The organism is Actinomycetota bacterium (genome assembly GCA_004297305.1).
Classification (GTDB): domain Bacteria; phylum Actinomycetota; class Actinomycetes; order S36-B12; family FW305-bin1; genus FW305-bin1.
This window is the reverse complement of record SCTR01000001.1, coordinates 77,636-96,102: the sequence shown is the minus strand read 5'-3', so window position 1 is coordinate 96,102 and position 18,467 is coordinate 77,636. Positions and strand designations below refer to the sequence as shown.

General features: G+C 72.7%; 17 protein-coding genes and 1 pseudogene. 11 read left to right on the top strand and 7 right to left on the bottom strand.

The window, feature by feature from the left end; genetic code table 11:
* Positions 1–101 precede the first annotated feature (101 nt).
* On the top strand, positions 102–1,325 hold the full coding sequence (locus EPO13_00455; GenBank protein ID TAK71338.1) for an HNH endonuclease: 1,224 nt from the start codon (positions 102–104) through the stop codon (positions 1,323–1,325).
* Here EPO13_00455 and EPO13_00450 read toward each other — a convergent pair.
* The 5 genes from EPO13_00450 to acs form a co-directional block, all read right to left on the bottom strand.
* Positions 1,302–1,925, bottom strand: a complete 624-nt coding sequence (locus EPO13_00450; protein TAK71349.1) for a DUF309 domain-containing protein — start codon at positions 1,923–1,925, stop codon at positions 1,302–1,304. The two genes, EPO13_00455 and EPO13_00450, sit on opposite strands and share 24 nt — an antisense overlap.
* On the bottom strand, positions 1,805–2,737 hold the full coding sequence (locus EPO13_00445; GenBank protein ID TAK71337.1) for an alpha/beta hydrolase: 933 nt from the start codon (positions 2,735–2,737) through the stop codon (positions 1,805–1,807). The genes EPO13_00450 and EPO13_00445 overlap by 121 nt, the downstream gene beginning before the upstream one ends.
* A gap of 40 nt (positions 2,738–2,777) precedes the next feature.
* Entirely contained in the window at positions 2,778–3,296 is a 519-nt protein-coding gene (locus EPO13_00440) for a phage holin family protein (protein TAK71336.1), read from the bottom strand.
* A gap of 193 nt (positions 3,297–3,489) precedes the next feature.
* Positions 3,490–4,764 (bottom strand): Na+/H+ antiporter NhaA, encoded by a 1,275-nt coding sequence (gene nhaA, locus EPO13_00435; GenBank protein TAK71335.1) that lies wholly within the window; start codon positions 4,762–4,764, stop codon positions 3,490–3,492.
* Positions 4,765–4,767: 3 nt separating this feature from the next.
* Positions 4,768–6,774 carry an acetate--CoA ligase gene (acs, locus tag EPO13_00430; protein TAK71334.1) on the bottom strand — a complete coding sequence of 669 codons (2,007 nt, stop codon included), beginning with the start codon at positions 6,772–6,774 and terminating at the stop codon, positions 4,768–4,770.
* Between the two features lie 180 nt (positions 6,775–6,954).
* Here acs and EPO13_00425 point away from each other — a divergent pair, with 180 nt between their 5' ends.
* The 5 genes from EPO13_00425 (at position 6,955) to EPO13_00405 (ending at position 10,878) form a co-directional block, all read left to right on the top strand.
* A complete protein-coding gene (locus tag EPO13_00425; GenBank protein TAK71333.1) occupies positions 6,955–8,214 on the top strand; it encodes a hypothetical protein in 1,260 nt (419 codons plus the stop codon).
* Positions 8,215–8,345: 131 nt separating this feature from the next.
* The gene (locus EPO13_00420; GenBank protein TAK71332.1) at positions 8,346–9,158 is read left to right on the top strand and encodes an oxidoreductase; all 813 of its coding nucleotides are present in this window, start codon (positions 8,346–8,348) and stop codon (positions 9,156–9,158) included.
* 134 nt (positions 9,159–9,292) lie between these two features.
* Positions 9,293–9,589: a metal-sensitive transcriptional regulator gene (locus EPO13_00415; GenBank protein ID TAK71331.1), complete on the top strand. Its 297-nt coding sequence runs from the start codon at positions 9,293–9,295 to the stop codon at positions 9,587–9,589.
* 82 nt (positions 9,590–9,671) lie between these two features.
* Complete coding sequence (locus EPO13_00410) at positions 9,672–10,232, top strand: hypothetical protein (GenBank protein TAK71330.1); 561 nt, start codon at positions 9,672–9,674, stop codon at positions 10,230–10,232.
* Positions 10,132–10,878 (top strand): RES domain-containing protein, encoded by a 747-nt coding sequence (locus tag EPO13_00405; protein ID TAK71329.1) that lies wholly within the window; start codon positions 10,132–10,134, stop codon positions 10,876–10,878. The genes EPO13_00410 and EPO13_00405 overlap by 101 nt, the downstream gene beginning before the upstream one ends.
* Here EPO13_00405 and EPO13_00400 read toward each other — a convergent pair.
* Both EPO13_00400 and EPO13_00395 read right to left on the bottom strand, forming a co-directional pair.
* Positions 10,870–12,612 carry a CocE/NonD family hydrolase gene (locus tag EPO13_00400; GenBank protein TAK71328.1) on the bottom strand — a complete coding sequence of 581 codons (1,743 nt, stop codon included), beginning with the start codon at positions 12,610–12,612 and terminating at the stop codon, positions 10,870–10,872. The two genes, EPO13_00405 and EPO13_00400, sit on opposite strands and share 9 nt — an antisense overlap.
* A gap of 157 nt (positions 12,613–12,769) precedes the next feature.
* On the bottom strand, positions 12,770–14,140 hold the full coding sequence (locus EPO13_00395) for a cytochrome P450 (protein TAK71327.1): 1,371 nt from the start codon (positions 14,138–14,140) through the stop codon (positions 12,770–12,772).
* Here EPO13_00395 and bioA point away from each other — a divergent pair.
* From bioA to EPO13_00370, 5 genes and pseudogenes are all read left to right on the top strand, one after another.
* Entirely contained in the window at positions 14,025–15,356 is a 1,332-nt protein-coding gene (bioA, locus tag EPO13_00390; GenBank protein TAK71326.1) for an adenosylmethionine--8-amino-7-oxononanoate transaminase, read from the top strand. The genes EPO13_00395 and bioA overlap by 116 nt on opposite strands.
* Positions 15,353–16,480, top strand: a pseudogene (locus tag EPO13_00385) (8-amino-7-oxononanoate synthase). Before bioA ends, EPO13_00385 begins: the two are co-directional and overlap by 4 nt.
* On the top strand, positions 16,369–17,238 hold the full coding sequence (bioD, locus tag EPO13_00380) for an ATP-dependent dethiobiotin synthetase BioD (protein ID TAK71348.1): 870 nt from the start codon (positions 16,369–16,371) through the stop codon (positions 17,236–17,238). Before EPO13_00385 ends, bioD begins: the two are co-directional and overlap by 112 nt.
* 16 nt (positions 17,239–17,254) lie before the next feature.
* A complete protein-coding gene (bioB, locus tag EPO13_00375; protein TAK71325.1) occupies positions 17,255–18,250 on the top strand; it encodes a biotin synthase BioB in 996 nt (331 codons plus the stop codon).
* 17 nt (positions 18,251–18,267) lie between these two features.
* Positions 18,268–18,450 (top strand): hypothetical protein, encoded by a 183-nt coding sequence (locus EPO13_00370; protein ID TAK71347.1) that lies wholly within the window; start codon positions 18,268–18,270, stop codon positions 18,448–18,450.
* Positions 18,451–18,467: the final 17 nt, after the last annotated feature.

The window sequence follows — 18,467 nt, the reverse complement described above, 5'->3', positions numbered from 1 at the left end:
GGGTTGGGGATCTTCCCGTTGCCTCGCCCCGCTGATCCGGAGCTGCTGGGCGCCGGCCTGCCCGACATCACCTCGACGACGACCAGCGAGGAGGCCGACAACTGCCGGACCTGGGCGGACACCGAGTTGGCCACCGCGCGGGTGATGACGATGACCGCTGCTGGCGGGGACCTGTTCGTGGCGGAAGTGTTGACCAGTCACGGGCCGCGGGTGTGGCGGGAGTTGTCGCTGGGCCGGGTGTCGCCGTACAAGGCCGGCATCGTCGCGGCGACGCTGGCTGCCCACGTCGAGGTTGCCGGGCAGATCCAGGATCGGATCGTGCCGCGACTGGCCGGGTTGACCTCGGCTCAGCTGCGCAAAGCGCTGCGGCGCATCGTGTTGACGGTCGATCCGGCGACCACTCAGGAGCAGGTGGCGCAGCGAGACGGGAGCGGTGCGTGCGGTGGTGGCCGTTGCCGGACGGGATGGGGCAGCTGGAAGCTGTGCTGCCTGCCCGCGAGCTGGCCGCGGTGATCACCGTGCTGAACCAGGCCGCTCGGGCGACCCGCACCTCCCGCAGCCACAAAGCCGCAGCCCAGACACTCGACGGCCAGACACTCGACGGCCAGACACTCGACGGTCAGATGTTCGACGGCCAGACACTCGACGGCCGCGCGGTCGATGGCCAGCCAGTCGACGGCCAGACAGCGGATCAGCGGCGCGCCGACGCGTTGGTCGCGCCGTTCCTGGCAGCGTTGGGCAGCGGGGTGCTGGACGGGCCGGTGCCGACCCGGATCCCGGTGACGCACGTGCACCTGAGCGTGCCGGCGGTCACCTTGCTGGGGTTGGCCGACGACCCGGGGGAGCTGGCCGGGTACGGGCCGGTGCCCGCCTCGGTGGCGCGGGCGATCGCTGGCCAGGACGCCGCGTGGTACCGGGTGTTGACCCATCCGGTGTCCGGGCAGCTGCTGGCGACCGACACCACCGCGTACCGGCCCGGTGCGGTGCTGGAGCAGTTCGTCAGGACCCGCGACCAGACCTGCCGGATACCGATCTGCGGGCAGCCGGCCCGTCACGCGGACCTGGACCACACGATTCCGTGGCCGCGCGGCGAAACTGTCGCCGCCAATCTCGGCGCCCTGTGCCGGCAGCACCACCAGTTCAAGCATCACAGCGGCGCGACACTGGAACAACCACGACCCGGCTCGTTCCGATGGCACATGCCCACCGGGCACGTCGTCGACGTGCCCGCCGAACCCCACGGCGGAACCCACGACGCACAACTCATCCTCCACCGCGCCGCCATCACGTCCGAGGCGTGGTCAGACAGCTGCCAGCCGGTGTAGTTCCGCGACCACCGCAGCCTCGTCGACGCCGGGCAGGGTCGGTCCGTCGTAGGAGTTCCACAACGAGAGGGCGCGGGCCGCGAGCAGGTGAGCACCGCGAGACTTGCCGCGTGCCTCCTGTGTCAGGGCGGCGGCGTACTGCGCAAGTGCTTGCCAGGCAGGACGTTCCAGGGGCGGCGCGCAGCGCCAGCGTTGCTCGTACACCTCGTGGGCGTGGAACGGCCGACCGGAGGCGAGGTACGTCGCAGCCTCCGAAGCCGCGGTGGAGCCGTCGACGAACGACCGCTCCGGCACTCCGGGGACGACCAGCGCCGGGTCGGCATCGGCTGGTAGCGGCCGACCCAGCGCGTCGCGTGGCCGGTCACCGACCGGCGCCGGACGCCCATCTGGTTCCTCACGTCCGCCGGCTCTCTCACGTCCGCCGGCTCTCTCACGTCCGCCGGCCGTCGCGTCGCCGCCCGGGTCCCGGCTCGCGGGGCTCACCGGTCCTCGGTCTCCAGCCACGGCAGCAGCGTCCCGGCGAACCGGTCCGGCGCTTCTTCGTGGGGGAAGTGCCCCAATCCGTCGAGTACCTCGAGCCGGTAGCTGCCGGCGACCCAGCGCTGGCTGCCGACCATGGACGCGGCGAGGATCGTCGGATCGGAGCCGCCGTGGACGTGGAGCACGGAGACGTCGACCGGCGTACGCATGGCTCGGGCGTATCGCAAGCCGTCCGGCCGCGCGACCGAACGGAGCGCCCAGCGGTGGTACTCCACCGACGTATGAGTGGTGGAGCCCAGCAGCATCGCGGCGCGGTAGGTCGAAGCGGTTTCGTCGTCCGGCCAGCCCGGCGTGCCCGACCACGCCCGCAGCAACCACTCGACGCGGGCGGCGTCGTCACGGGCGAGGCTGCGCTCCGGGAGGAACGGCCACTGCAGACCGACGGCGTACGACGACCGCCGCAGCTGGCCGGGGCGGCGCAGGATCGCCGCGCGCAGCCGTCGGGGATGCGGTACCGCCACCGGCACGATGGCCCGGACCACGTCTGGCTCCAGCACGGCCATGCTCCAGGCGACCAGTCCGCCCCAGCCGTGGCCCACCACGACCGCGTCGGCCTGTCCGAGGGAACCGATGACCCCGGCGACGTCCGCGGACAACGTAAACGGGTCGTAGCCGTGCGGGGTGTGGTCCGAGCCGCCGTAGCCACGCAGGTCGATGGCGACGGCCCGGAAGCCGGCGTCGGCGAGGACCGGCAGCAGGTGCCGCCACGTCCACCAGAACGTCGGGAAGCCGTGCAAGAGGACGACGAGCGGGCCGTCGCCGGCCTCGACGACGTGGAATCGGGCGCCGTTGGCCGACACGTCGCGGTGCGTCCACGGTCCGGGGCGGCGTACCACCGCCTCGGACTGGGCGGCCGCGTCGTCCACAGTCATCGGGGCACGCGCAGCGGGACCCGCCCCGGCGCGCCGCCGGTCACGCCGGGCGCGACCCGCGCAAGGCAGCCTTCGTCCGCTCCAGCTGCACCTTGGACCGCCGTAATCCCTTGATGCCCTTGGCCTTCCGGCTGGCGATGAGCACGAGCAAGACTGCCTTGAGCAGCAGGGCGCCGGCGACGATGAGGAAGCCGGCCCAGATCGGCAGCCACAGGGTCAGCAGCCACGCCAGGCTCAGCAGGACGAAGACGTACATCAGGAAGGCCACGACGCCGGCGGCGACCAGCAGTCCGGTGGTGATCGTGGCCGCCTTGCCCGCCGCGGCGGCCTCGGCCTGGGCGAGCTCGACCTGGGCCTTGGCCAGCCGCGCGGCGTCGGTCTTGGCGGCACTCACCAGCGCACGGATGCCCGGTGCCGGGGCCGTGTCGGGGCCACGGCCGTCGTCCGTCGTGCCGATGACCGGTTCGGACGGCGGCAGCGGGGGGGTGGTGGTCACGAGACCTCCGGGTCGGCGAGGCGGTACGGCGGTGGACGGCGCGGTCGCCTGCAGTAGGCACACGACCGACCGCGATGAGGCTAGCCGTTCGCCGCCCGGTCAGCCCGCGTCCGCGTCGTAGCGCCGCGTCAGCCGTGTGCGTCGTAGCGCCGCGTCGGCCGTGTGCGTCGTCGCGCCGCGTCGGTCCGTGTGCGCAGCAGTGCCGGGCCAGCCGTCGCGCCACGTCGGTCCGTGCGCGCAGCACTGCCGGGTCGGGTCAGTCCGGCTGCCGCGTCGTGGTGTCGGGGTCTGGCGCCGTACGGCGGCGACGGTAGTGGCGGTTGCGGCCCAGGATCGCGGCCGCGGCCACGACGGCCGCGGTCACCGAGGCCAGCAGGACGGCCAGTTTGGCCGTCGCCAACCGGCTCGGGTCGTCGCCGAACGACAGTGCGGCGATCAGCAGGCTGACGGTGAAGCCGATACCGGCCACGAGGCCCACCGCGCCGACGTCGCGCCAGCCGATCGACGGATCCAGGCTCGCTCGGGTGAACCGCGCCATCAGCCACGCGGTGCCCACGACGCCGACCGGTTTGCCGACCACCAACCCGACCACGATGCCGATCGTGATCGGCGACGACAGCGTCGTGGCCAGGTCGGTGCCCCGCAGGTCGACGCCGGCGGCGAAGAACGCGAACAGCGGGACGGCGACCGCCGCTGACACCGGGTGCACCCGGTGGATCAGCCGGTCGCAGGGCGCGGCCGCCTCGCCGGGATCTGCCCGGACCCGGGTCAGCAGTCCCATCGCGACGCCGGCGACGGTCGCGTGAATGCCACTGGCGTGCATCAGGTCCCAGGTGACCAGCGCCAGCGGCAGGTAGATCCACGGCGTCCGCACTCGCCAGTGCTGCAGCAGCGCATAGCCGATCAGGCAGGCCACCGCGGCGAGGAAGGCCCAGGCGTTGAAGCCGTGGGAGTAGAAGACCGCGATCACCACGATTGCGCCGAGGTCGTCGACCACGGCGAGAGTGAGCAGGAAGGCGCGCAACGCCACCGGCAGCCGGCTGCCGACCACCGCGAGGACCGCCAACGCGAACGCGATGTCGGTCGCCATCGGGATACCCCAGGCGCCCGGCGACCCGTCCGGCGCGGCCAGGTTCACCCCGGCGAAGATCAGCGCCGGCACGGCCATTCCGCCGACCGCTGCCGCGACCGGGACCGCCGCCTTGCCGACCCGGCGCAGCGAGCCGAGGACGAGTTCGTGCTTGAGTTCCATGCCGGCGACGAAGAAGAAGATGGCCAGCAGTCCGTCGGCGGCCCACGTCGCCAGCGACAGGTGCAGCCCGAGCGCCGCCGGACCGACCTCCCAACCCGCCAGCGCGGCGTAGCTGTCGCCAGCCGGTGAGTTCGCCCAGACCAGCGCCACCACGGCCGCCGCCAGTAGCAGCAGTCCGCCAACGGTCTCGTCGCGCAGGGCCTCGGCGACCCACCGTCGTTCGGGCAGGCTGAGGCGCCCGAACAGCGGCACGCGGGCGGGCGGCCGCGACGGATCCAGTGCTCAGTCCTCCGGCGCGGCTGTCGCCAGACCGGCGCTGATGAGATTCATGACGGTGGGGTCCGCCAGCGTCGTCACGTCGCCGAGCGTCCGGTTCTCCGCCACGTCGCGCAACAGCCGCCGCATGATCTTGCCCGAGCGGGTCTTGGGAAGCTCGGCCACGACGAGGATCTGCCGCGGCCTCGCGATCGGGCCGATTTGGGTGCCGACGTGCTGCCGCAGCTCGGCGATGAGGTCGTCACCGCTGGCACGACTACCGCTGGTGTGACTGCCATCGGTGTGACTGCCGTTGGCGGACGTGCTGTCGCTGCGCAGGATCACGAACGCGACGATCCCCTGCCCGGTCGTCTCGTCGGCGGCGCCGACCACGGCGGCCTCGGCCACCGCCGGATGCGACACCAGGGCGGACTCGACCTCGGTCGTGGAGATCCGGTGGCCGGACACGTTCATGACGTCGTCGACCCGCCCCAGCAGCCAGATCGCACCGTCGTCGTCGTACTTCGCGCCGTCGCCGGCGAAATACCGGCCGGGGTAGCGCGACCAGTACGTCTCCTCGTACCGCTCCCGGTCACCCCAGATACCGCGCAGCATCGACGGCCACGGCTGGGTGAGGACGAGATAGCCACCGGCACCGTGGCCCACGGGCGTCCCGCCGTCGTCGACGATGTCCGCGTTGATCCCGGGCAGCGGCGCCATGGCCGAGCCCGGCTTGGTCGCGGTGACGCCCGGGAGCGGGCTGATCATGATCGCGCCGGTCTCGGTCTGCCACCAGGTGTCGACGATCGGGCACCGCTCGCCGCCGATCACCCGGCGGTACCACATCCACGCCTCGGGGTTGATCGGCTCGCCTACGCTGCCGAGCAGCCGCAGGCTGCTCAGGTCGAACTGGCCGGGGATGTCGTCGCCCCACTTCATGCAGGTACGGATCGCCGTCGGCGCGGTGTAGAGGATCGACACCCGGTGCTTCTCGACGACCTCCCACCAGCGGCCCTGGTGCGGGGTGTCCGGGGTGCCCTCGTACACGACCTGCGTGACGCGATTCGCCAACGGCCCGTAGACGATGTACGTGTGCCCGGTGACCCAGCCGATGTCGGCGGTACACCAGTACACGTCGGTGTCGGGCTTGAGGTCGAACACCGCGCGGTGGGTGTACGCCGCCTGCGTCAGGTACCCGCCGCTGGTGTGCAGGATCCCCTTCGGCTTCCCGGTCGTGCCGGACGTGTACAGGATGAACAGCGGGTGTTCGGCGTCGAACGCCTCCGGCTCGTGCACCGGGTCGGCGCTGTCGACCACGTCGTGCCACCACACGTCACGGTCGGCGGTCCACGCCACCTGCTCGCCGGTACGCCGTACGACCAGCACGGACTGCACGGTCGGGCATTCGGCCACCGCCTCGTCCACGGCCGGCTTCAGCGGCAACGCCTTGCCGCGGCGGAACTGGCCGTCGGCGGTGATCACGGCGACTGCTCCGGCGTCCTCGATGCGCGAACGCAACGCCTCGGCGGAGAAACCGCCGAAGACGACCGAGTGCGGGGCGCCGATGCGGGCGCAGGCGAGCATCGCCACGATCGCCTCGGGAATCATCGGCAGATAGATCGCCACCCGGTCACCGGCTCGCACGCCGAGCGACAGCAACGCATTGGCGGCCCGGCTCACCTCACGCTGCAGGTCGGCATAGGTGAGGTCGCGGGTGTCGCCGCGTTCGCCCTCGAAATGGATCGCGACCTGCTCACCGTGGCCGGCCTCGACATGACGGTCGACGCAGTTGTAGGCGACGTTCAGCCTGCCGCCGGTGAACCACCGCGCCACCGGGGCGTCCGACCAGTCCAGGACGTCGGTGAACGGCGTGTGCCAACTGAGCCGGCCGGCCTGCTGCGCCCAGAACCCGAGACGATCGGCGGCCGCTTCGTCGTACCAGTCCGCAGTGGCGATTGCGGTCGAGGCGAATTGCGGCGGAGGGGGGAACGCCCTGTCTTCGCGGAGCAGGTTCTCGACAGTGTCGTGGCTCATGTCCGTCCTTCGTGGGTCGTGCCCTGACTGACGTGGCGGTGAGAATGATCGTCGATCACCGGCGTGGAACGCCGCTGATCACGACCGCGTCGGAGACGATGCTACGAGTGGGGCGCCCGCCGGGGCCGCCCGCAGGGGTCCGGCGCGACCGCGTGGACTCGACGGACAGGAGGCCGCACGGTGCGCTGGCGGGTCGTCGTCCCGGTCCTGCTCGCCGTGGCCGTGGTGCTCGGGGTTGTGGTCGGTGGCGTCCTGCCCCGGTCGAACACCAGCGCCGGCCAGGCGCCCGGCCCCACGTCCCCGCCGACCGGATCGGCGACCGGCCGCTCGCCCTCGCCGTCGGGCCCGTCGCCGTCAGGTTCGGCATCGTCAGTTCCGGCGTCGTCGGGTCCCTCGTCGTCGGCGACCCCGGGCAGCTCGCCCAGCCAGCCCGTTGTCACGCAACCACCTTTCGCGGTGACCAAACTGGCTCCCGGCCAACAGCCGCCGCAGTTCGTCGTGGTGAGCTTCGACGGTGCCTGCAAGCACGACCTGATGCAGCACTACCGGGACCTGGCCGCCAGCGTCGGCGGCCATTTCACGTTCTTCCTGTCGGGCCTGTGCGTGCTGCCCGACGCGCAGCGCTTCGCCTACCGGCCGCCCCGTAAGCCGGTCGGGACGTCCGCGATCGGGTTCGGCGACGCCTCGCTGATCGAGCAACGCATCGCCGACTGGGGAGCGGCGTACCGGGAGGGCCACGAGATCGGCTCGCACTTCCTCGGTCACTTCTGCGACAGCAAGGGCGTGGGGACCTGGAGCGCGGCGGACTGGCAGAGCGAGATCGACCAGTTCGACGACTTCGTCGACAACTGGCAGAAGTACAACCCGGGGGTATCCGGTTCGCTGCCGTTCACCACCGGGGTGATTCATGGCGGTCGTACGCCGTGCCTGGCCGGCAAGCGCGACCAGTACCTGCCGGTCTTCGCCCACAACGGCTGGACGTACGACAGTTCCGGTACCGGCTCGCTGCGGTGGCCGACGTACCAGTCGGCGTATCGGCTGTGGGAGATCCCGATGCAGACGGTGAAGATCGCCGGCTACGGCAAGTCGGCGATCTCCATGGACTACAACTTCCTCTACGCGCAGAACAAGGCGGCGGTCACCGCGCCGAAGGCGACGTGCGACCGGATCCGGCAGTCGACGTACCAGACCTACCAGGACGCGCTGAATGCGGTGTACGCCGGCAACCGGGCTCCGCTCATCCTCGGCAACCACTTCAACACCTGGGTGTGCGGTGCCTACCGCGACGCACTCACGTCGTTCATCACCGATACGCACGCGGCGCATCCCGACGTGCGCTTCGTCTCGTTCGACGAGCTCGTCCAGTGGCTGGACGCACAGGACCCGCAGGTGCTGAAGGCGTTGCAGCGCAAGGGCACCCAGTCGTACGTCGGTCACTAGCGTCGTACGTCGGTCACTGGCCCGGCGCCGGTGACCGCGGCTGCGCGCGGGTCGTCGATCAGGGCGCCGAACCGCCGCCGGTCGCGGTCCCTGTGCCGGTCGCCCGACCGGTGACGGGCTAGCGTCAGCGGGTGCCCAGCGCCGGTCCGGACGTCCCTGCGCTGCTCGCGCAGCTTCCCGGCGTCGCGGCGGCCGCGGCCAGCGCGCGTGCGGCAGTCGACGACCTGCTGTGGGACCGGACGCTGCGCGCCAACGCCGCCGCGGTCGCGGCGCAGGCGTTGCTGCAGTCCGCGCGGGCCGATGCCGCCCTCGAGGGAGCGGATCTCGGCCTAGCGGCCTTCGCGTCCGGCGCTGCCTTCGACGACTCGCCGATCGGCCGGGTGGCCGCGGCGTCGCTGCGTCTGCACCACGGGCTGCGCGGCCTGACCGCCACCGTCGATCACGCGCCGTCGCAGGCGCTGGCGGCCTTGCACCGGCTGGCCGCCGGCGGGCTGGATACCGACGCGCGGGTCGGCCGCCCCCGCAACGACGACGTCGCCGACGACCCGCTGCGGATCGGCGGCGCGCTGCCCGGGCCGGCAGAGGTCGCCGCGCGGCTGGACGCGCTGACCGGCGTGCTCCGGCGGCCGACGACGGCCCCGGCCCTTGTCGTGGCCGGGCTGGTGCACGGCGAGTTGCTGGCGCTGCGGCCGTTCGGGTGGGGTTCGGGGCTGGTGGCCCGGGCCGCGGCGCGGTTGGTACTGAGCGCCCGCGGCGTCGACCCCGATCTCCTGCTGGTCCCGGAGGAGGGTGTGCTGGCGGCCGGCCGGCCGGCGTACGTCGCAGCGATCCGCGGCTACGCGACCGGCGCACCGGACGGTGTGGCCAGCTGGCTGGTGCTGACCTGCCGCACCGTGGCGGCCGGTGCGGCGCAGACCCGAACATTGCTCGCGCAGTTGGCGTAGTGCCGGCCGTCGTCGCCGGGCCGGCGTGCCCGCGGCGACCGCCGCCAGCGGGCGCTGGTACGGAATACCCCGCGGGGGTATCGTCGTCGGCGACGGGCCGATCCTTCCGTCGCCGACCGTGCCGGGAGGGCGCCGTGAGCACTGCGAAGCAGCCGGGCTACCGCGACCGCAAGGACGCCCACCTGAAGCGGCTGCGCCGCGTCGAGGGCCAGGTCCGCGGCCTGCAGCGGATGGTCGAGACCGATCAGTACTGCATCGACATCCTGACCCAGGTCGCTGCCGTCACCAAAGCGCTGCAAGCGTTCTCGCTCGAGCTGCTCGACGAGCACCTGCGGCACTGCGTGACGCAGGCGGTAGCCGACGGCGGGTCCGAGGCGCAGCAGAAGGTCGAGGAGGCCTCGCAGGCGATCGCCCGGCTGGTCCGCAGCTGAGTTCGCCCTCGGCCACGTTGACAACGTTGACTAGTGACAGAGCCCGGCGTACCGTCGGTTGACAACCTTGACAGGAGGCGCGATGACCGACAGCGCGCAGGCGCTGCGCTTTCCCGGCGGTGGACGCGTCGAGGTCACCGCGAGCCAGGCGCGCTGGCTGGAATCCTTCGTCGGCGAACTGGTACGGCGCGATCCCGGTGGGGCGTCGCTGGCGCGCGTGGCGGATCCCGAGCTGCTGGCCCAGCTGACCGCCGACCGGGTGGTGGACGCGGCGGCGGCGTGGCAGGAGCACCTCGGCCCGCTGTACGACGCCGAGAGCGTCGGCCGGTTGCTCGCATACGGCGGGCGTCCGATCAGCCGCCAGGCGGTCAGCAAGCGCCGCAACCTGCTGGCGCTGCGGACCGGCTCCGGTCGGGTGGTCTACCCGGCGTTCCAGTTCGCGGCCGGGTCCGTCGTGCCCGGGTTGGCGGAGGTCCTCGACGCGGTGCCGGACAGCGCGGTCTCGCGGTGGACGCTGGCGTCCTGGCTGGTGTCACCGGCCGCTGGGCTGGACGGCTCGACGCCGGTCGAAGCATTGCGGCGCAACGAGTCTGCCCGAGTCGTCGAGTTGGCTCGGCAGTGGGCCGCGGCGCTGGCCGCCTGAGGTGCCGACCCCGGCCGAGCCGCCCACCCAGCTGCGTGGGTTCCCGACGACGCGGCTGCCGCTGGGCCAGGTGCTCTACCGGATCGTGCGGCGTCGTGACGCCGACGGCCGGGTGCGCACGCCGTGGTTCTTCGCCAGCAGCGGGCGGCCCGACAGCGGGCGGTTCGACCTGCCGGTGCCGGACGGGACCTGCTCGCTGTCCGATCGGGCCTACGGCGCCTGGCTGGAAGTGTTCGGCCAGACCAGGATCGTGGCGCGGGCCGACGCGGCGTCGCGGGCCCTGTTCACGGTGACCCGGGTCGGCACGCGACTGACGCTGGCGGACTTCGGGCACGAACGGGCGGCGACGTACGGCGTGACCCTGGACCTGTCCGCCGGCGACGACCGGCCGACCAGTCAGCGTTGGGCGCGCGCCATCCGGGCCCATGGTCTGGCCGGCATCGTGGCCTGGATCAGGCACGATCCGACGGCGACCGCCCGCAACGTCGCGCTGTTTGGACCCTCAGGCGCGCGCAGCATCGTGCGTGGCTGGCGCTCTCGTACCACGGATGTCCTGGCCGCCACCGAGTTGCGCGGCCAACTGGCCCGGTTCGGGATCGCCGTCCTCGACGTGCCGTACGACGTGGCGATTGCGCCGCTACCGTGAACTCGCCGACGTTGGCGTAGGCGTCGACGTCGGCACGGCCAGTTCGGGAACCAGCAGCGCAGCGTCGTACCGGCCGCCGCAGTGCAGCACAGCCGTTCCGGGCGGCGACGCCTCGTACTTGGCCGGGAACTGGCCGCGCAGCGGATCGACCGGGAAGAACCAGTGGCCCTGCACCACCAGGTGGATCTCGTCGCCGGCGCTGACGCGGGTCGCCGAGGGCAGTAGCGCCACATCCACCGGCACGATCTCGCCGGGCTCATGCAGGACGGCGTCGCGGTGGGAGTGGACCGGCACGCCGGTGGCGGACAGGTCCGGGTCCAGGTCGCGGTGCGAGGACTTCTGCATGCCGTGGGTGAGCAGATCGTCGGCGAAGCCATACGAGCCCTCGAAGCCCACCCGGATGCCGTTGCGCCACAACTCGATCCCGGCGAACACATGGATGTCGGGGCAGTCGATGGTTTCGACGTACAGCCGCAGCGCCACCGGCCCTACCAGCTCGACGTCCTCGGCGATCCGGCGGACGAACCGGGCACGGCCGGTCGCCGTATCGAACCGGTACGTCGCCTCGTTGGCGGCCGCGATGTCCACCAGCGCGCCCGGTGCGGTCAGATACCAGGTACGCCAGGCCGTCCCGGCCGGGGGAAAGGCGGACTCGTGCCGGACGTCGGCCACGACGGCGCCGGCTGAACGGACCTCGAGGCGTACCGCAGGAGTGGCCGGCACCGCTGCGGGAGCGGCGACCAGGGTGTCCTCGAAGAAGGCGTGCTGGGCGGCGAGGGCCTCGGCGGAGTAGAAGGTCGACCACTTCCCGCCGCGATGGGTGAACAGGCGCTTGTCGGCCGACCCGGCCCGGCGGAAGGCCTCGAACGAGCCTCGGCTGTGCAGATCGTGGTCGGAGAAGCTGCCGCACACCAGCATCGGGACGTCGATGGCGGTCAGGTCGGGCGTCTTGGACTGCCACCAGTCGTCCCACAGCGGGCGGGCGGCCTGCTGCGCTCGCAGGTCCTCCTCGACCCGGCCGGCGCGGGCCGTCAACCGGCTCCACAGCGGCAGGAACCCGTCCTCGCGGACACCACCGGGACGAGCGAAGTCGCGGTAGAGGTCGCTGAAACCCTCCCAGGGGCAGATGGCCGCCAGGTGCGGTGGCCGGCGGGCGGCGACGCGATACTGCGCGAGGGCCAGGTAGGACACGCCCAGCAGCCCGACCCGGCCGTTGGACCACGGTTGGCTTGCGGCCCAGGCGATGAGCTGCTCGTAGTCGGCCGCCTCCTGCTCCGACAGCAACTCGGCCGTACCGTCGGAGTGGCCGAACCCGCGCAGGTCGGCGTTGACCACGACGTAGCCCCGCGGTACCCACCAGCCGGGATCCGGTGCCTCCCAGCTGGTCCAGGCGGAGAAGCTGATCGGATCCGGCTGCGGGAAGGCGTGATACTGCGCGGCGAAGGTGTAGCCGCCGCCGAGCCAGGCCGGCTTGCGCCGGGGCAGGTTGTCCTTGCCGTACGGGTGAGCGGACAGCACGACCGGATACGTCGGGCCGGGCCGGGCACGGTCGCCGTCGCTGCCGGCGTCGGGCCGGAAGACGTTGACGCGCAGGTCCACCCCGTCCGGCATCGTGACCACGACGTCGCGCTCGACGACCACCCCGGTCGGTGGTGCGGTCACGGTGACCGCGGGCTTGGCGGCGTTGCGCAGTCGCCGTACGGCACGCCGGAACTGCCGTCGTACGTCGGTCATCGGCTCCTCCGATCCTGCGGGGTCGATCCTGGCCGATCACCTGCTGTGCCGCGGCCCAGATTCCCGAGGCACTGATGCCCCCGACGGGCTGCGGCCCGCGGCACTGCTGTCCCGCGGCACTGCTGTCCTGAGGTGCGCAGACCCTGGGAGTCGGTGGTCAGATCGTGACCGGCAGCCGCGCCGGGCCGCGTACCAGTAAACCCGGCCGCCACGGGATGTCGGCGGGGTCCGCGGCCAGTTGCAGCGTCGGCACGTCGTCGAGCAACGCTCCCAAGGCGATCCGCGCCTCCAGTCGTGCCAAATGAGCCCCCACGCAGTAGTGCGCGCCGTAGCCGAACGCGAGGTGGGCGCTGGCCGGCCGGTCGAAGTCCAGCGTGTGGGGCCGGTCGAAGCGACCGGGGTCGCGGTTGGCCGCCGCGAGCAGGACCAGCACGGTGTCGCCGGCCGGCACCGTGACGTCGCCGACGGTCGCGTCGCGCAATGCCCTGCGCCACAGGGCGCCTTCGATCGGGCTGGCGTGGCGCAGCAACTCCTCGACCGCCGCGTCGCGCCGGGCAGGCTCGGCCCGCAGCTGGTCGCGAAGCGCCGGGTCGCTCAGCAGGGCCAGTGCGGTGCTGCCGATGAGGTTCATCGTCGTCTCGTAGCCGGCGAACAGCAGCAGGAACGCCATACCGAGCAGTTCGGCCTCGGTCAGCCGGCCGCCGTCGTCCTCGGCGACGACGAGGTCGCTGAACAGGTCGTCGGTGGGCTGGGCGCGTTTCGCGGCGATCAGGTCGGCGAAGTACCGCAGCATGTGCGCCCACGCGGCCTGAGTCGGTGCGTCACCGGCCGGCCCGTTCGGCGACGCGACCGTGTAGGTCCACGAGCGCAGGTCGTCCCGATCGGCCAACGGGACGCCGAGGACCTCGAAGATCACGGTGACCGGCAGTGGAAAAGCGAACTGGGACACCAGGTCCAGCGGGCCCGGTCCTGATGCGAGCAGCTGGCGGACCAGCCCGTCGGTGACGTCGCGCACCACGGGCGTCAGCGCGGCGATGCGGCGCGGGCTGAAGGCGTCGGTGACCAGTCGCCGCAGCCGGGTGTGTTCAGGGGCGTCGGAGGTCAGCATGTGGCGTTCCAGCACGGCTCGGGCACCGGACGTCGCGGTCCCCGGTCGCAGCGTGTTGGACAGATCCGGGTGGGTGAGCGCCTGCCGCGCCTCGTCGTACGACGTCACCAGCCAGCCGGTGGACCCGTTGGCGAACCGGACCTGCTGCACCGGCCCGGTCCGTCGCAGCCGGTCGTAGACCGGGTGTGGATCGGCCGCGAAACCGGGATCGGCGGCGTCCAGGACGAGGTCGGGCACGGCCTGTGATTCTGCCCGACCGGCCCAGGGCGGCGGCCACGGACTCGGCACTGGGAGGATTCCGGCCGTGACCGACGCCCAGCTGACCGCGCGGACCCGGGACCTGGTGGCCCGCGATCTGGCCCACCTGTGGCACCCGTTCACCGCGCACTCGGCGTGGGCCAGTGACGACCCGCTGGTCATCGACCGTGCCGAGGGCATGTACCTGTGGGACAGCGACGGCCGCCGCTACCTCGACGGGGTGTCCTCGTTGTGGGTGACGGTCCACGGCCACCGGGTGCCGGAGATCGACGCCGCCGTACGCGCCCAGCTCGACCGGCTCGACCACTCGACCTTCCTGGGTCTCACCCACGAGCCCGGCATCGTCTTGGCGGAGGCGCTGCTGGCCGGCGCCCCGGCCGGGCTGACGCGGGTGTTCTACGCCGGGGACGGGGCAGCCGCGGTCGAAGCGGCGCTGAAGATGGCGTACCAGTCGAAGGCGCAGCGGGGACAGCAGCGACCGCTGTACGTCCACGTGGCGGAGGGCTACCACGGCGACACCCTCGGCGCGGTCAGCGTCGGGGGGATGGAGCTGTTCCACGAGACCTACCGGCCGATCATGCTGGAGAGCCGGATGGTCTCCTGCCCGGGCCTGGTCGCCGCCGGCCAGCCCCGCGCCGAGCGGGCCGCGGCCGTGCTGGCCGAACTCGCGTCACTCCTGGAACGGGAGGGTGACCGCGTCTGCGCGGTCATCGTCGAGCCGCTGGTGCAGGCCGCGGCGGGCATGCTCACCCACGACGGAGCGTTCCTGGTCGGGGTCCGCGAGCTGTGCGACCGGCACGACGTGCTCATGATCGTCGACGAGGTGGCCACCGGGGTCGGCCGCACCGGCCGGATGTGGGCGGTGGACCACGTCGGCGTCGCGCCCGATCTGCTGGTGTGCGGCAAGGGAATCACCGGGGGGTACCTGCCGCTGTCGGCGGTGCTGGCGACCGAGGCGGTGTACGAGGCATTCCTCGGCCCCCCGTCGGCCGGCCGTACGTTCTTCCACGGGCACACCTACACCGCGAACCCGTTGTGCTGCGCCGCAGCGATCGCCAACCTCGGGCTGCTCGTCGAACGCGGGACCGTCGCCCACGCCGCCCGGGTGGGCGAGCGGATCGGGGAACTCACCGCCGGACTGGCCACCTACGACGGCGTCACCGAGATCCGCCGGCTCGGCACGATGACCGGCATCGAGGTCGCCTCGGTGACCGACCGGACCGGGATGGCGGTGTGCCGCAAGGCTCGCGAGCTCGGCGTCATCCTCCGGCCACTCGGTGACGTCGTCGTGCTCATGCCGCCGCTGGCGATCGACGATGCCCAACTCGACGAGCTCGTCCAGGTCGCCGACGCTGCCATCCGGGCCGTCGTGCAGTGACCGCGCTGGACTGGCTGGACGAGTACGCCGCGGCCCGGGAGGCCGCCGGCCTGCGACGCCGGCTCGCGCCGCGCGACGCCGCCGGTGACGGCTCACTGGACTTGGCGGGCAACGACTACCTCGGGTTGTGCCGGCACCCCGACGTCGTCGCCGCAGCGGCCGCGGCGGCGTACACCTGGGGCGCCGGCGCGACCGGCTCCCGGCTGGTCACCGGGTCCACGACGCTGCACGGCCAGCTGGAGGCCGCGCTCGCCGGCCACCTGGGAGCGGCAGCGGCGCTGGTGTTCTCCTCCGGCTACCTGGCCAATCTCGGCGCGCTCGGCGCGTTGGCCGGGCCGGGTGACCTGATCGTGTCCGACGCGTACAACCACGCGTCGATCGTCGACGCCTGCCGGCTCTCGCGGGCCCGGGTCGCCGTCGTCCCGCACACCGACGTCGCTGCCGTCGACGCGGCGCTGGCGGCCCGGTCGGAACCGCGGGCGGTCGTGGTGACCGACGCGGTGTTCTCCGTCGACGGTGACCTGGCGGACCTGCCCGCGCTGGCCGCGGTCTGCCGGGCGCGCGGGGCCGCGCTGCTGGTGGACGAGGCGCACGGGCTCGGCGTGATCGGCGAGGGCGGGCGGGGAGCCGTGCACGCCGCCGGCCTGGCCGCCGACCCGGACGTGGTCCGGACCGTCACGCTGTCCAAGGCGTTGGGCAGCCAGGGCGGCGCCGTGGTCGGCAGCGCCGCGGTGATCGCGCACGTGCTGGATTCCGGGCGGGCCTTCATCTTCGACACCGGCCTCGCCCCGGCCGCCGCCGGTGCGGCGCTGGCCGCGTTGGGCATCCTCGCCGAGCATCCGGAACTGGCGAGCGCCGTACGCCGTCGCGCCCGTGACCTGGCCGCCGCGGCGTCGGCGGCCGGCCTGTCGGTGACGACGCCGCAGGGTGCCGTGGCCGCGGTCCTCGTCGGCCGCCCGCAGGACGCGGTCGCCGCGGCCGCGGCGTGTGCGACGGCCGGGGTCCGGGTGGGCTGCTTCCGTCCACCTTCGGTGCCCGGTGGGGTGTCGCGACTGCGGTTGACCGCGCGCGCCGACCTCACCGACGCCGACGTGGAGCGAGCAGCGGCCGCGCTGCGCGCCGCCGCAGCCGTCGTAGGGTCGCGGCCGTGAGCGTCCTGGTCGTCACCGGTACCGGGACCGGGGTCGGCAAGACGGTGACGACCGCGGCGGTCGCGGCGCTCGCGGCGGCTCGCGGCGCGTCGGTGGCGGTGGTCAAGCCCGGGCAGACCGGCGTACGACCCGGTGAGCCCGGCGACGTGGACGAGGTACGGCGGTTGAGCGGGGTCATGGATCTCCACGAGTACGGCCGCTTCCCCGACCCGCTGGCACCGGCCGCCGCGGCACGGCTGTCCGGCCTGCCCCCGGTCGACCTGGGCGCAGCCGCCGGCCGCATCGGCGCGCTGGCGGCCGACCGGGACCTGGTCGTGGTGGAGGGCGCGGGCGGACTGTTGGTGCGGTACGACGCCGCGGGCGCCACGATCGCCGACCTGGCGGCAGCGCTGGACGCCGCGGTGCTGGTGGTGGTCGCGGCCGGCCTGGGCACGCTGAACCACACCGCCCTGACGTTGGAGGCGATGGCCCACCGCGGGCTCCAGCTGGCCGGGGTCGTGATCGGTACGTGGCCGGCCGAGCCCGGGCTGGACGACCGCAGCAACCTCGCCGATCTCGAGCTGCTCGCCGCCCGGCCGCTGGCCGGCGCGCTGCCGGCTCGGGCCGGTGAGCTCGATCGGGCGGGGTTCTGCCACGTCGCCCGCGCCGGTCTGGGACCCTCGCTCGGCGGCAGTTTCGACGCGGCGGCGTTCCGCCGTACCGAAGACGTCCGGATCAGCGGGTCGGTATGACGAAGGAGCAACACGGGTGAGCGATGTCTTGGCAGTGGCCCGCCAGCAGGTGCTTGAGCAGGGCATCGGGTTGTCCGAGGCCCAGGTCCTCGAAGTCCTGCTGTTGCCCGACGACCGGCTTCCGGAGCTGCTGGCGTTGGCGCACGAGGTCCGGATGGCGCACTGCGGGCCCGAGGTCGAGGTCGAGGGGATCGTGTCGGTGAAGACCGGCGGCTGCCCGGAGGACTGCCACTTCTGCTCCCAGTCCGGCCTGTTCTCCTCGCCGGTCCGGGCAGCCTGGCTGGACATCCCCGCGCTCGTGCAGGCGGCCAAGGAGACGGCCGCGACGGGCGCTACCGAGTTCTGCATCGTCGCCGCGGTCCGTGGTCCCGACGAACGGCTCATGACGCAACTGCGCGAAGGTGTTGCGGCCATCCACGCCGCGGTCGACATCCAGGTGGCCGCGTCGGTGGGCATGCTCACCCAGCAGCAGGTCGACGACCTGGTGCAGATGGGGGTGCATCGCTACAACCACAACCTGGAGACGGCCCGGTCGTACTTCCCGAACGTGGTGTCCACCCACACCTGGGAGGAGCGCTGGGAGACGCTGCGGATGGTCGGCGAGGCCGGTATGGAGGTGTGCTGCGGCGGGCTGGTCGGGATGGGCGAGTCGATCGAGCAGCGCGCGGAGTTCGCGGCCCAACTCGCCGCCCTGGAACCGGACGAGGTCCCGCTCAACTTCCTGAACCCCCGGCCGGGTACGCCGTTCGGTGACCGCGACGTCATGCCGGCCGCCGATGCGTTGCGGACGATCGCGGCGTTCCGGCTGGCGATGCCGCGCACGATCCTGCGGTACGCCGGCGGCCGAGAACTCACCCTCGGCGACCTCGGCACCCGCGACGGCCTGCTGGGCGGCATCAATGCGGTCATCGTCGGGAACTACCTGACGACCCTGGGCCGCGACCCCGCCGAGGACCTGCAGTTGCTGGACGAGTTGCGGATGCCCATCAAGGCGCTGTCGAGTTCGTTGTGACGGCGGCGGATTCGACGGTGGTCGGCTACTGCGATCACTGCGGTGTGGGACTGGATGCGGCCGACCACGGCGAATGCCGCCGGCGGCGGCAACTGGAGCCGCCGCGGTACTGCGGGCAGTGCCGGCGGCGCATGGTCGTGCAGGTGACGCCGACCGGGTGGACCGCCCGCTGCAGCGAGCACGGCAGCCTGTCCTCATGAGCCGCCGGTAAGTTCGT

What these genes read in the sequence shown, in the direction of transcription:
- acs (TAK71334.1), bottom strand. Translation starts at nt 6,774, where the DNA reads ATGAGCCACGACACTGTCGAGAACCTGCTCCGCGAAGACAGGGCGTTC.
- EPO13_00395 (TAK71327.1), bottom strand. Translation starts at nt 14,140, where the DNA reads ATGACCAGCGGGTCGTCACTGGCCCACGCCGAGTGCGCGGTGAACGGG.
- EPO13_00400 (TAK71328.1), bottom strand. Translation starts at nt 12,612, where the DNA reads ATGACCGACGTACGACGGCAGTTCCGGCGTGCCGTACGGCGACTGCGC.
- EPO13_00445 (TAK71337.1), bottom strand. Translation starts at nt 2,737, where the DNA reads ATGACTGTGGACGACGCGGCCGCCCAGTCCGAGGCGGTGGTACGCCGC.
- EPO13_00410 (TAK71330.1), top strand. Translation starts at nt 9,672, where the DNA reads ATGACCGACAGCGCGCAGGCGCTGCGCTTTCCCGGCGGTGGACGCGTC.